Consider the following 13834-nt stretch of genomic DNA (forward strand, 5'->3'; position numbering starts at 1 on the left):
GTGCTTCGTTGTCACCGTCACGCCCGTTGCGTCCGTTTCGTCCGTTTCGTCGAAGGTCATCTCATGTCAACCAGCCTGTCCGAAAGTGCCGCGCGCTGCGAGGCCGGTCCGCGGCGGCATGCACGTGCGTCGCTCGCGCGCCGGCGCCGCCGCGCGGCGCTGCTGTTCGTGCTGCCGGGTTTCGCGCTCTTCACCATGTTCGTGCTGTATCCGATCGTCAGCAGCATCTGGCTGAGCTTTCATCACTGGGATGGGATGACGCCGATGACGTACGCGGGGCTCGACAACTATCGCGAGCTGCTGCAGTCCGATACGTTCTACGTCGCGCTGAAGAACAACGTGCTGTGGCTCGCGCTGTTCCTCGCCGCGCCGCCGCTCGGCCTCGCGCTCGCGCTGTACCTGAACCAGAACGTGTTCGGGATCCGGCTCGTCAAGTCGCTGTTCTTCGCGCCGTTCGTGCTGCCGGGCGTGGTCGTCGGCCTCGTGTTCTCGTGGTTCTACGACCCGACCTTCGGGCTGCTCAAGCTCATCGTCGGGCACGGCATTCCGGTGCTCGGCGATCCGCGCTATGCAACCTACGGCGTGATCGCCGCCGCGCTGTGGCCGCAGGTTCCGTTCTGCATGATCCTCTATCTGACCGGGCTGACCGGCATCAACGGCGAAATCGTCGAGGCGGCGCGGATGGAAGGCGCGCGCGGCTTCACGCTGCTGTGGCACGTGATCCTGCCGCAGTTGCGGCCCGCCACCTTCATGGCGGTGGTGCTGACCGTGATCGGCGCACTGCGCAGCTTCGACCTGATCTCCGTGATGACGGGCGGCGGCCCGTTCGACAGCTCGACCGTGCTCGCGTACTTCATGGTCGACCAGGCGATCAAGTATTACCGCGAAGGCTATTCGGCCGCGATCGCGGTCGTGCTGTTCGCGATCATGCTCGTCTATATCGTGTGGCAACTGCGCAAGCTGGTGCGCGTGGAATCATAAGGATCGCCAACATGTACCCGATGCCCGTGTCCCGCTGGGGACGTCCTGCCCGCTGGCTGTACCGGTTGTCGCTGCCGTGCGCGCTCGCGCTGTGGCTCGTGCCGCTGCTCGCGGTGCTCGTCACGTCGGTCCGCTCGACCGACGAGATCATGGCCGGTCATTACTGGAGCTGGCCGAAGCAGTTCGCATTGTTCGACAACTACGGCACCGCGCTCACGCAGACGCCGATGCTCCACTACTTCGCGAACAGCATCCTGATCACGGTGCCGTCGGTCGCCGCGTCGATCCTGCTTGCGTCGCTGGCGGGTCATGCGCTCGCGAACTACCGGTTCCGCGGCAACCTCGTGCTGCTCGGGTTGTTCGTCGCCGGCAATTTCGTGCCGATCCAGATCCTGATGATTCCGGTGCGGCAGATCATGCTAGGCGTCGGCCTCTACAACACCGTGTGGGCGCTCGTGCTGTTCCATACCGCGTTCCAGACCGGCTTCTGCACGCTGTTCCTGCGCAACTTCATCCGCGAGCTGCCGTTCGAGCTGATCGAGGCCGCGCGCGTCGAAGGCGCGTCCGAGTGGGCGATCTACCGGCGCGTCGTGCTGCCGCTCGTGCGGCCGGCGCTCGCGGCACTCGCGATCCTCGTCTTCACGTTCGTGTGGAACGACTACTTCTGGGCACTGTGCCTCACGCAAGGCGACGACGCGGCGCCGATCACCGTCGGCGTCGCCGCGCTCAAGGGGCAGTGGACGACCGCCTGGAACATCGTGTCGGCCGGCTCGGTGCTCGCCGCGCTGCCGTCGGTCCTGATGTTCTTCGCGATGCAGAAGCACTTCGTCGCGGGGCTCACGTTCGGCGCGACCAAGGGCTGATCCGTCCAATCCTCTTTCTTCCTGCAGGGAATCCATGATGCACCTCGGCGTTTGCTACTACCCCGAACACTGGCCGCGCGAACAATGGGACAGCGATGCTCGGCGGATGGCCGAACTGGGCCTGAGCCGTGTGCGAATCGCCGAATTCGCGTGGAGCCGGATGGAGCCGGAGCCTGGCCGCTACGACTGGGCGTGGCTCGACGAAGCGATCGACACGCTCGCGCGCCGGCAGTTGAAGATCGTGCTCGGCACGCCGACGGCCGCGCCGCCGAAATGGCTCGTCGACCGTCATCCGGAGATCCTGCCGGTCGGCGCGGACGGCGCCGCCTGGCAGTTCGGTTCGCGTCGCCACTACGACATCTCGAGCCCCGTCTATCGCGAGCATTGCGTGCGGATCGTCGGCGCGATGGCGCGGCGCTACGGCACGCATCCGGCCGTGATCGCGTGGCAGACCGACAACGAGCTCGGCTGCCACAACACGCTGCCGAGCTATACGCGCGCGGCGCTGGCGGGTTTTCGCGCGTGGCTCGCCGCGCGCTACGGCGACGTCGGCGCGTTGAACCGCGCGTGGGGCAACGTGTTCTGGAGCATGGAATATCGCAGCTTCGACGAGATCGAACTGCCGCGCCATACGCCGACCGACGCGAATCCCGCGCACGTGCTCGACTTCCGGCGCTTTCAGTCGGACGAGGTCGCGCGTTTTCATGCGGTGCAGGTCGATGCGATCCGCGCGCATGCGCCGGGGCGCGACGTGCTGCACAACTTCATGGGCTTTTTCACCGAATTCGATCACTATGCGTTCGCGCGCGGCGGTCTCGATGTCGCCGCGTGGGACAGCTACCCGGTGCCGCGCACCGAAGTGCTGCCACTCGACGAGCAGGACAAGCATCGCTGGGCCCGCACGGGCCACCCCGACGTGTCGGCGTTTTCGCACGACCTGTATCGCGGGGTCGGCAACGGCCGGATGTGGGTGATGGAGCAACAGGCTGGGCCCGTCAACTGGGGGCCGCACAATCCGGTACCGCATGCCGGCGCGGTGCGGCTGTGGACGTGGGAAGCGTTCGCGCACGGCGCGGAGCTTGTATCGTATTTCCGCTGGCGGCAGTATCCGCACGCGCAGGAGCAACTGCATTCGGGCCTGAACGCACCCGACGACCGGCTGTCGGCGGGCGGGCATGAAGCGGCGCGCGTTGCGCGCGAGCTTGCGGCATTCGACCGCGCGCTGGTCGAGGGCGCAGCCGCTCCGGCGCGCGTCGCGCTGCTGTTCGACTACGAGGCCGACTGGATGATCCGGATCCAGCCGCACGGCGTCGATTTCGACTATCAACAGCACGCGTTCGACTGGTATCGCGCGCTGCGTGAGCTGGGGCTCGACGTCGACATCGTCGCGGCCGATGCCGACGTGTCGCGTTATGCGCTGGCGGTCGCGCCGACGCTGCCGGTCGTTCCGGACCGTGTTGCCGCCCAGGTCGCGCGCGGCGGCACGCACTGGCTGTTCGGGCCGCGCACGGGCTCGCGCACGGCCGACTTCTCGATCGTGCCGGGACTTGCGCCCGGCAAGCTGCGCGACGTGCTGCCGATGCGGATCGCACAGGTCGAATCGTTGCGGCCGTCGCTTGCGCCGCGTGTCGCGTTCGACGGCGTCGATGGCCACGCGGTGAAATGGCGCGATCACGTCGACGCGGATGCGGCGGCCGGAGTCGACGTGCTCGCGACGTTCGACGACGGCGTGCCGGCGCTGGTGCGGCGTGCTCACGTGACGATGGCGACCGCGTGCTTCGATCGTGCGTTGTTGCGTACGATCGTCGGCCGCTGCGCGCGCGACGCCGGATTGCCGGCGGCGGCGCTGCCCGACGGCCTGAGACTGCGTCGCCGCGGGCGCGTCGTGTTCGCGCTCAACTACGGCGACGCGCCGTGCACGCTGTCCGCGCCGGCCGGTGCGCGCTTCGTGGTCGGCGGGCCGGAGCTCGGCGCGGTCGATGTCGCCGCATGGGTCGAGCCGGACTGACGCGATGCGGGCGCTGCGATCGCGTTTCGCGGGGCTGGCCGGGATTGCGCATTTTGTTCCGCTGTCCGCCGCGGCGCTGATGCTGGGCGTCGCGATGTCGTTTACCGCGCCGTACCTGTCGCTGTTCGGCGTCGAGGCGGCCGCAATGTCGCCGTTCCTCGCGGGCGTGTTCATGACGCTGATCGCGGCGAGCGGAGTCGTCGCGAGTACGTGGGCCGGCCGCTGGTCCGATCGCCGCGATCGCCACCGGCCGCTGCTCGTCGTGTCGCTCGCGGCCGCCGCGCTCGGGTTCGCGCTGCTGTGCGTGCTGCGCGCGCCCATGCCCGTGATCGCAGCCGGCACGATCCTGCTCGGCGCGGGCGCCGTGTCGCTGTCGCAGATCTTCTCGTTCGCGCGTGCGGTGCTGCCGGCCGACAGCGACGCGCAGCGCGAGCTGGCCTTGGCCGCGCTGCGTACGATGTTGTCGGTCGCCTGGGTGTTCGGCCCGGCGCTCGGCGCGCTGATACTCGCGCAGACGGGCTTCACCGGGCTCTTTCTCGCGGCCTCCGCCGGGTTTGTCGCGTGCGCGGTGATCGTCGCGCGCATTCCGGAGCCCACGCGCCGCCCGGCGGCGGCCGAAGCGGGCAGGTCCGCCATGACGAGCGCAGCCGGCGGCGATCCGGCGCAGTCGGTCGATGCGGCACCGGGCGCGGTCGCGCCGCGTGCGGTCGTGCTGCGCACGCTCGCCGCGCTCATGCTGATCGGCCTCGCGGCGAACGCGACGATGATCGTGCTGCCGCTATATATCGTGCGCGGGCTGGGCGGCACGCCGACGAACGTGTCGGCTGCGCTCGGCCTCGCCGCGCTGCTCGAGATCCCGATGATGCTGTGGCTCGGCGTCCGTTCCACGCGGCTGGACAAGGCGCGCTGGCTGACGGGTTGCGCGGCCGTGCATGCGGCGTATTTCGCGGGGCTCGCGGCGGTGACGCGCGTCGAGGCGATCCTGCCGCTGCAACTGCTGAGCGCGTGCGTGGTCGCGATCACGTCGTGCCTCGGCATGACGCGCGTATGCGACCTGATGCCGACACGTTCCGGCACAGCGACCGCGATGTTCTTCAGTACGGCGCGTGTCGGCTCGATCGTCGCGGGTGTGCTGTCGGGCGCATTCGTCGACCTGTTCGGCTATCGCGCGACGTTCGCGAATTGCGGCGCGCTCGCACTCGTGGCGCTCGCGCTGCTCGGTTACGATGCGCGCGATCCGCGGGCCGGCGCGACACGTGAGACAAGTGCGACAGATGCGTCGGAACGGCCGCGCAGCCGCTTCGACGCACCGCACTGACGCGCAGCGCGCGCCCGTGCGGCGGCAGGTCAGCGTCGCCGGAATGCGTCGAGCGACGACAGCGCATGGCCGTGGAAGTCGAACAGCGTGTTGTTGTCCCATTGATCGCCGGCGCCGAGCTTCCACCCGACGCCCGGCGTCGGAATCCATTCCGGCTCCCACCAGAACACGCCCGAGCCGCGATTACCCGGCACGCCCTTGACGATGTCGACCACGGCTGCGAGGAACTGCGCCTGACCGGCCGGCGACGGCTGGAAGGTCGTCGATCCGGTATTCGTCATCGAGTTCGGCTCCGAATCGCCATCGCTCGTGGTCCACGGATACGCGGTCTCCACGACGATCAGCTCCTTGTCGTAGCGCACCGCGAGATCGTTCGCGTTGTTGCGCAGGTCGTCGAGCGAGCCTTGCCATTGCGGGTAGTACGACAGGCCGATCACGTCGAACGCGACGCCGTGCTGCGCCGCGCTGTCGAACCACCAGCGGCTTTTCCCGTTGTCGCCGCCGCTGTCGATGTGCAGCATCACCTTGATGCGCGGATCGACGGCCTTCACCGCGTCGTGGCCCGTCTTCAGCAATTGCGCGAGGTTGTCCCACTGATCGTACCGGCCGAGCGGCCACAGCATGCCGCCCGTGATCTCGTTGCCGATCTGCACCCACTCGGGCCGCACGCCGGCGCGTGCAAGCCAGCGCAGCACGTCGGCCGTGTATGCGGACAGCAGCGCGCAGGTGTCCGCGAGGTTCTTGCCGGCCCACGCATGCGGCGGGTATTGCTTGCCCGGATCGGCCCACCAGTCGCTGTAGTGGAAGTCGATCAGGATGCGCATCCCGAGCGCGGCCGCGCGTCGCGCGAGCGCGATGGCGTGCGCCGCATCGTTGTAGCCGGCCGCGGCGCTCTGGTTCGCGGGGAAGAAGTCCGGGTTGCCGGGATCGTTCCAGACCTTGATGCGGATCGCGTCGACGCCGTGCGCGCGCAGGATCTTCAGGCAGTCGCGCGAGGCGCCGCCGCGGTCGAAGAAACTCGCGCCGTGGGCTTCGAGTTCCGGCAGCGTCGAGACGTCGGCGCCTATCGCGAACGGGCTCGCTGCCGCACCGCGCGCAGTGCGTTGCGCGAGGGCCGGCAGCGGGCCGGCCAGGTCGAGGCACGCGAGCGCCGCGGTTGTAACGCTCCAGCGCAACATCGATCGTCTGTTCATCGTCGTCCTCCATGTGATGGACCCCGTCGGGTGAGGAGTTGTCGTCTTCAAGACTTTAAGCGCTTAAATTTCAAGCCTCGATACGAGGCCGGATCGAGCGTAGCGCACCCGCTGGCGCGCATGCAAAGAACGCATGCGTTGCCTACTATCTGGCGAAGCACGACAGGGCGTGCATTCCCGGCGTCATCTCGAACTTTCGATGTCGATGTACTCAAAAACGTACTCGTCTGCACGTGGCTTGCCGTGTTCCGGTTTGGGCGGCAATAAAAAAACCCCGCAAATTCAATGATTTACGGGGTCTTCTGGACTTCTCTGTACTACGCTAAACAGCCTTGTGGTGCAGGAGAGGACTCGAATAAGTAAGGTAAGTCATTGATAATGATTATTTTGCTTGAATGAAATTACGCCTGTATACGCTGGTGTATACGTAAAGATGCTGGATTGAATTAGCGAATGGTGGCGCTGCCTGGACTTGTGTCGGGGGAAGGTATTAGGGGTCACATCAGATTGCGTCAATGTAGCGCCGTCGAGTTGCACGAGTCGGCGATGTTGGAGCCGGCAAAACAACAACGATGTACTCCGTCTCCGCCAGTTACTGGCGGCGAAACCCCGCAGAGCCTAGGCTCTGCGGGGTTTTTGTTCTTTGGCGACTAGCAAAGCGACTATCAAAACCGCGGGCGCTTCAACAGCCCGTTCCCACCCGAAAATCCGGTCAACCCCCATGGGTTCCTAGGCACAAGGGTACTGCAGGTGCTGGAGGGGCGTGAGAATGGCCGTTCTCGGTGCCCGCAGTCGTCGGCCAAAACGCAGCGCTGCGCCGCCGCGAATACAACGCGTCCCGCGAGGGGGTCTTGTCGTCGGGAGCCGTCCTCACCCAGCATGTGATGTGACCTTACTGCGGCCGGTTTCCTCCCACCGTTGCCAACCCGGTACGTGTGCGCTCATCAGTGCCTTGAACACACGTCCATGAGTGGCGTATCGAAGATGAAGCAACTCGTGCACGACTACATAGTCTTGAAACGCTTGCTCTCGCTCGACGAGATCCATCGCGAGCGTGATGATGCCCGTTGACGAGCACGATCCCCATTTGCGCTTCATTTCCTGAATACGGATGACACGGGGACGAACTCGCAGCTTCACCGACCACGCCAGGGCGCGTTGCCTAAGTTGTTCGCTCGGATAAAGCGACGACTTCAATTGTTCTCCTCCTTCAGGATCAACTTGACGATCAAGTCGACGGCCCGGGCGCGATCCTCCTGTGACAAAGCAAGCAGCGGCTTGTAGAGCGAGGCGCGGAAACGCCGCAGTTCGTCGGTGTTGGCCGCCGCATTGGGAAAGCGGGCAAGCAGATTCTCCGCTTCGCGGGCGATGTCCATCGGATCGAGGCTGGCTTGCTGAAGATAGGCTTCCGAGCGAAGAACCCAATAAACTGCAAAGGCTCGCGGTGATAGTCCGCTGTCCCGTGCGGCTTTCAGCGCTGTTTCTTTTTCCGTCGCGAGAGCGGCCAGCATATCCATGGCAGCCAGCCCAGTTGTCTTGCGCTCCTCCAGGTCTTTGAGGATGCGCTCCGCGCGGTCTTTGAGCGGCTGCAACACTGGGGCGGTTGCGGGGTTCCCGTCAATCTCTTGCTGCAAGCCTCGGACTAGGTTGAAGACCTTGCCTTCATCCGAACCCTTTTCGCCGCGCAGTGACTCCAACGTTTGGACGTCGAAGGTGACGCTCTTGGTGAGGCGACCCAAACCAGTTTGCGTCGCGCTGCTCTCGATCAAGCGGCGCGTCTTGTAGGCGAGGTCGGCCACGAACCCCACCTTTTCTGCGTAGGCGTTGCGAACCGCGGCATACAATTGACTAAGCTGTTTGTAGGTTGCGATATGGTCGCGCAATTCGGGCGAAGGGGAGAGAATTTCCCAGAGCGTCTCGATTTCCTTGTAGGCCTCGAAGAAGGCCTTACGCGCTTCGGGGGCCAGAAAACGGCCATAGACGAGACGCTCGAGGCGTTCGTCAGCGCCGCCGCCTTCACCTGCGTCGAGGTAATCCTTCTCAGCCCGGTTGATCTTTTGCTGGAAGTCGACGAGCAGCACATCGAGGTCCTCGATGACGCCGCTGACATCGTCAGAGTCAAATTTCAGGGCCTTCTTCAGCTCACGCAGCACCCCCACGAAGTCGACCACGAGTCCGACGCGCTTTTGCACGCCATTGGCGTCGACGTACGGACGGTTTACGCGTGCGATCGACTGCAGCAGCACATGGTCGCGCATCGGCTTGTCGAGGTACAGGCAGTACAGCGGCGGCGCGTCGTAGCCGGTGAGCAGCTTGTCCGTGACAATTAGAATCTTGGGGTCCTCGGCAGGCTTCTTGAACAGTAGGCGGACCTGCTCTTCTTGCTCGTCCGAAAGTTGGAGCTTAGCGACCAACGGCCGATCCACCGCATCGGCTGCATTCTGCGTGTAGACGGGCGCCGTCCATTCGGGCGGCAACAGCTGGTCCAGCGCCTTCTTGTACTTGGCGCAGGCTTCCCGGTTCACCGCTACGACGAAGGCCTTGTAGCCCTGCGGCAGTACGTTCTCCTGGAAATGCTCGGCCACGAACGCGGCCACCTTCTCGATGCGATCATCGGCCGTGAGGAAGGTGCGTAGCCCCACCGCACGGTCGAGCACCTTGTTGAGCTCTTCCACGTCGGTGACGCCCTCACTCTCGGCCAATGCGAAGAACTCCTTGTCCAATTGGTCGACGGGCACCGTCATCTCACTGGGTGCCATCACGTGCTTGATGGGCAGCGTCGTCTCGTCGGCGATGCTCTCGGCAATCGAGTATTTATCCAGATACCGCTGTTCGTCCTGCGCGCCGAAAATCTTGAATGTGCCTTCGCCCTGCGAGGTGCGATCGATGGGTGTGCCGGTAAAGCCGATGATGGTCGCCTTGGGCACCGCAGCCATCATGTAGGTGCCAAGATCCTTGGCGACCGAACGGTGCGCTTCGTCGATGAAGACATACACATTGTCGCGCGGGCAACTGTCTTTGCGGATCGCTTCGAATTTGTGGATCATCGAGATGATCAGGCCGCGGAAATCGGCGTCCAGCAGGGATTGCAGCTCGGCCTTGTTCTTCGCACGGGCAACGGCGATGTCCTCCTGTTGCATTTCGCCAAGCAACCGTTCGACCCAGCCCTTGAGCTGACCTTCCAGTTCGGTGCGGTCCACGACCAGGATCACTGTCGCGTTGGCGAAACGCGGCTTGTTTTCGAGGATCAGGCGCGCGGCGGTCAGCAGCGTGAACGTTTTGCCGGAACCCTGGGTGTGCCACACCAAGCCCCGTGTCTTGGCGGGGTCGGCGCAGCGATCAAGAATGGCACCGATGGCCCGGCGCTGGTGTTGGCGAAGCACCGATTTGCGGGTCTCGCCGTCCTGCACATAAAACAGTATCCAGTGTTGCAAGGTGCGAAGAAAGTCATGGCGTTCGAAGAATGCCTGCACAGCGAAGCGATAGCTCTCTTCGGGCGCTTGCTTCCAGCGAGCCATGTCGCGCCGATTAGCATTCCACGTCACACCGTACCAGTAGTCGATCAGGTGGGTGACGTTGAACAACTGCGGGGTGGCGAGCAGCTCCGGCGTTTCTAATTCGTACCGGCGCAACTGCTTGATCGCGCGCTCGATGCCGTCGCCGTCCTTCGGGTTCTTGTGCTCGACGATGACCACTGGGACGCCGTTGACGAGGAACATCACGTCGGCCCGGTTGCCCTTGCGGGCCGGCGGCTTGATTTTCCACTCCCACGTCACATGAAATGCGTTATCCGTGACGTGTTCGAAATCGATCAGCATCACGGCGTGATGGCGCTTCTCTGCCTCGTCGTACCACTGCCGTTCGCCGCGCAACCATGACAGCAGCTCACGGTTGCCCTCGATGCTGGCTGGCAGCGCGTCCAGCGTTTCCACAACGGAGCGCACCGCGTCCGTGGTGAGCCACGGGTTGAAAGTCGCGATCTTGGCTTCCAGTACATCGCGGAAGAACGTTCCAGCATCACCACCTCGCTTGATGCGAGCGTCCTCCGGTGTGATGGGTGTCCAGCCGATTTCGACGGCGTGCTTCACCATCGGGAACTGCACCGTGCCCGCTTCGCTGATCTTGAGGTTACTCATGCTGCGACTTCCTTGAAATCGGCCTCGGCGCTTAAGGGCACTGACAGATCCAGTTCGTCGACCCGAATTTCGCCCGTCATCAATTTGTGCAGCATGGCCTGGAAGATCTCTTCAAGCACTGTCCGCTTCTTGTGGTGCAGATCAATCTTCCGGTCGAGGGCGTTGAGAATTTCCGCAATTTCTTTTTGTTCTGCCAAGGGTGGCATTACGACAACCAGATCGCGAAGGTACCCAAGGTTCAGGTGCGAAACGTGTCCGAGGGAGCCCATGCCACGGAGCCGCTCATAGCAGCTCATCAAGTAGTGCCAAAGAAACGTAGAGTCCATCGCATTCGATGGCTGAATCGCGGCCGCATTTTGTGTTGTAGCAGCAGCGATCTCCAGCAACGACACCTGACCTCTTGTTTTACCCTGACCATACATTGCCATCAATATAGTGCCAGGTGGGAAGAGTTTCAGACTGTAGTCATCAACAGCTTGTTGAGAAATGAAGGTGTTTGCTGTAGAGATTCGGTTGTTGACGATGTCAGCGGTTTTGATGAATGGGATTTCACCTTCATAGTAGTGTTTGTCTTTTGTTGCAGGTGTTGTTCCCGTGCTAAGGGCACAAATTTGGCCAAGACGCACTGCATCCCAATTTTCTGGCATTACACAGAGCTCGGTCTCCTTCTGTGCTGCGCCGCGCAGGCCGCGCGCGAACAGGTCGTTCATCACTGCTTGTTTCAGTTCCCATGCGGTCGAGGTCGCCTTGTCGTGAATAGTGATTGCCTCGCGCACCTTGGCCAGCGACTGCGCAATCGACCGTTGCTCTACTAGCGGTGGGTGGGGAACATCCAGTGACGCGAGCCGGTTGCGCGAAAGGTTGGGGATCGTCGTCTTGTTGCCCACACCTTCAAAGATACCCAATTGCGTGAACGCACTCTGCAGGAAGTAAACGTAGAACCGCGCGTCGATGTCATCGTGAATTGGGCGTAGGCGGTGGAGGTGGTTCTGGAACGACATTATCGGCACGCTCCCATCCCATACGGCCGCGCGACCGATCTCTCCGCCTTCGCAAACCAGCAGATCGCCTGCCTTAACGCTCTTGTCCACCAGTTCGTCTTCAGAGATCGACATTTCGTCGACCTCCGTTAGATCGATCTCGTCCCAGAGCACATTTGACGTGCGCAGAAAGGGTACTTTGTCAATGCCCGCGCGTGCGGCGGCCGACATTGTCTTTCCCGCGGCAATGTCAAACAGCTCGCCCAAGGGGCGCCATTTCCAGTTCGAGTTCATCATAGCGGAGCGAGCAACTTTGCTAGTGTTTGGTCGATCTCCCTGGCCATCTCATCGAGCGCCAGCATGTCTGTGACGATGCTCTTGATGGGTCGATGATCCGCGTTGCCGCCTTGCGCGACCCAACGTCCTGGGCTGAGGTTATAGTCCGCCTCCTCGGCCTGTTGTCTGGTGATGACGGTTAGCTCGCCCTCGACGGGCTCGCTCTTGAGATACATCGCTGCGAGCGATCGAAGGTCTTCCTCGGGCAGGTAGTTTTTGGGTCGCCCTTTCCTGAAGCGCTTGCTTGCGTTGAGTAAGACGATCTTGTCGCGCCGATCGGATGGCTTGTTCTTGCGCAGCACCACGATCACGCCGGCAGCCGTGGTGTTGTAAAAGAGGTTTTCGGGCAAGAGGATCACGCCGTCGATCAAGTCGCGGTCGACGAACCACTTGCGAATGTTTCGCTCTTTGTCATCATTTTTCGAACCCGAGCCGCGCGTGACGGCGCCGGTATCAAGCACCACGGCCGCCCGGCCGTCGTCGTCCACGCAGGCAAGCGCGTGTTGTAGCCAGGCCCAGTCGCCTTTGCCATTGGTAATACCACCGGCAGTGCGGAAGCGATCGAACGGGTCGTTGGCGAACAGATCAGACGCGAACGGCTGATTCCACATCGGATTGGCGACGACGATGTCGTGTTGGCGAATCGTGCTGTCGCTATTCCGGAATTTGGGATTGATCATTGTGTCGCCACGTGCGAGTTCCACCTCCATGTCGTGGATGATCGCGTTCATCTGCGCGACGGCGTAACTCTCGGCTTGGAGTTCCTGACCGGAAAGCTTCAACGGCACCTTACTAATCGGGTCAAGTTCTCGGGCGACGAGCTGCAGTTTGATGAGCAATCCCGCCGAGCCGCATGCATAGTCATGACACGTTTCGCCGGGCTTCGGTCGCATGATGTGGGCCATCAGGAAGCCCACCTCGGTTGGTGTGAAGAATTCGCCGGCACTCTGGCCTGATCCCTCAGCGAACTTGCGCAGCAGATATTCGTAGGCGCGCCCCAGGAAGTCCGGCTGTACATCCGCCAGTCCCAGGCGGTAGCGCGGATCGGAGAAGGTCTCCACCACGCCGCGCAGCTTGGCGGGGTTGATGTCGCGCTCGCCGTTGCGCTCGGCGCCGAAGTCGACAACATCGATCACGCCGGAGAGCGATGGATTCTGCTTGACCACCGCACGCACGGCCTTGGTTAGATGCTCCCCGATATCCTTGGGTGCGGTTGGGCGCCGCCGCTCGTCAAGCGGCCATTCGTAGGCCTCACGTCCGCTGATAACAGCCCAGCGCGATTCCGATGGCAGGTAGAAGCGAAGGAGCGAGTGATCTGACTCAGCAATCTCCAATGCTGTAGTGCGATCACCATATTCCTCGGCCAGACGCTCGATCTCGTCATCGAACACGTCAGACAGGCGTTTCAGGAACAGCAGCGGCAGCAGATAATCCTTGAACTTTGCTGCGTCCTTCTCGCCACGGATCGAGCAGGCAGCGTCCCACAGCATTTGTTCCATCGGTTTGGTCGTGGGAGTCGCCGTCATCCCTCGACCGCGACGGCGGGCAGGCGTGTTGTTGTTCGCGACGGATGCCGGTGTATTTTCCAGTTGTGCCTCCTGTGCGAGCGCCCGAATCGCGGCCATCGGAGCCCGTTGGGGTTGTGAAAGGCCGCCTTCCCACCGATTGACCGTGGCGAAAGAGACGCCCAAACGTGTCGCAAGCTCGTCCTGGGTCAAGTTGAGCTGCGCTCGGATGCTCCGAAGGAGCTCAGGAATTTCAAGATGATTTGTCATGTTTGTTATGTTTGCTATAAAATGGCCCGGGGTCAAGTGATTTTTGAGAGGTAGCGGGCCGGCCAGCGTGTTTGGCGCGTTCAGCGGGTAACGGTGTGGGCGACGACGGCTGTTTGCGCTCGGCCTACGCCCAACGCCTCGCGATGCTGTGCTTGGCCAGCCGTGTCGTTTCGCTGGGCCGCAGTTGGTGGCGCATCAATTCAACTGGCAATGAGTCATCCGAGCTCAGCGTGAGCAACGCGAT

At 63.0% G+C, this 13834-nt stretch carries 9 protein-coding genes; 4 read left to right on the forward strand and 5 right to left on the reverse strand.

Translation table 11 applies throughout. The annotated features are described in order from the left end of the window. Positions 1-63: 63 nt before the first annotated feature. The 4 genes from WS92_RS18810 to WS92_RS18825 are packed head-to-tail and all read left to right on the forward strand — an operon-like array spanning position 64 to position 5170. Complete coding sequence (locus WS92_RS18810; protein WP_059929646.1) at positions 64-981, forward strand: carbohydrate ABC transporter permease; 918 nt, start codon at positions 64-66, stop codon at positions 979-981. 11 nt (positions 982-992) lie between these two features. Then, positions 993-1844, forward strand: a complete 852-nt coding sequence (locus WS92_RS18815) for a carbohydrate ABC transporter permease (RefSeq protein ID WP_059929645.1) — start codon at positions 993-995, stop codon at positions 1842-1844. A gap of 37 nt (positions 1845-1881) precedes the next feature. Next, positions 1882-3852, forward strand: a complete 1971-nt coding sequence (locus WS92_RS18820; protein WP_043282667.1) for a beta-galactosidase — start codon at positions 1882-1884, stop codon at positions 3850-3852. 4 nt (positions 3853-3856) lie between these two features. Further along, positions 3857-5170 (forward strand): sugar efflux transporter, encoded by a 1314-nt coding sequence (locus tag WS92_RS18825; RefSeq protein WP_059929737.1) that lies wholly within the window; start codon positions 3857-3859, stop codon positions 5168-5170. Positions 5171-5199: 29 nt separating this feature from the next. On the opposite strand, the gene WS92_RS18830 is transcribed toward WS92_RS18825, so the two are convergent. The 5 genes from WS92_RS18830 to WS92_RS18845 all read right to left on the reverse strand — a co-directional run bounded on the left by WS92_RS18830 (position 5200) and on the right by WS92_RS18845 (position 13590). Beyond that, the gene (locus tag WS92_RS18830; protein WP_059929642.1) at positions 5200-6363 is read right to left on the reverse strand and encodes a glycoside hydrolase family 53 protein; all 1164 of its coding nucleotides are present in this window, start codon (positions 6361-6363) and stop codon (positions 5200-5202) included. An 870-nt stretch (positions 6364-7233) separates the two neighbouring features. Beyond that, positions 7234-7560, reverse strand: a complete 327-nt coding sequence (locus WS92_RS32660; RefSeq protein ID WP_082743535.1) for a M48 metallopeptidase family protein — start codon at positions 7558-7560, stop codon at positions 7234-7236. Then, entirely contained in the window at positions 7557-10499 is a 2943-nt protein-coding gene (locus WS92_RS18835) for a type I restriction endonuclease subunit R (RefSeq protein ID WP_059929640.1), read from the reverse strand. The genes WS92_RS32660 and WS92_RS18835 overlap by 4 nt, the downstream gene beginning before the upstream one ends. Further along, on the reverse strand, positions 10496-11776 hold the full coding sequence (locus tag WS92_RS18840; RefSeq protein WP_059929638.1) for a restriction endonuclease subunit S: 1281 nt from the start codon (positions 11774-11776) through the stop codon (positions 10496-10498). The genes WS92_RS18835 and WS92_RS18840 overlap by 4 nt, the downstream gene beginning before the upstream one ends. Then, positions 11773-13590: an N-6 DNA methylase gene (locus tag WS92_RS18845; protein ID WP_059663151.1), complete on the reverse strand. Its 1818-nt coding sequence runs from the start codon at positions 13588-13590 to the stop codon at positions 11773-11775. Before WS92_RS18845 ends, WS92_RS18840 begins: the two co-directional genes overlap by 4 nt. Between the last annotated feature and the right edge of the window lie 244 nt (positions 13591-13834).

It is taken from the genome of Burkholderia sp. MSMB1588 (assembly GCF_001546925.1).
GTDB classification, from domain to species: Bacteria; Pseudomonadota; Gammaproteobacteria; order Burkholderiales; family Burkholderiaceae; genus Burkholderia; species Burkholderia humptydooensis.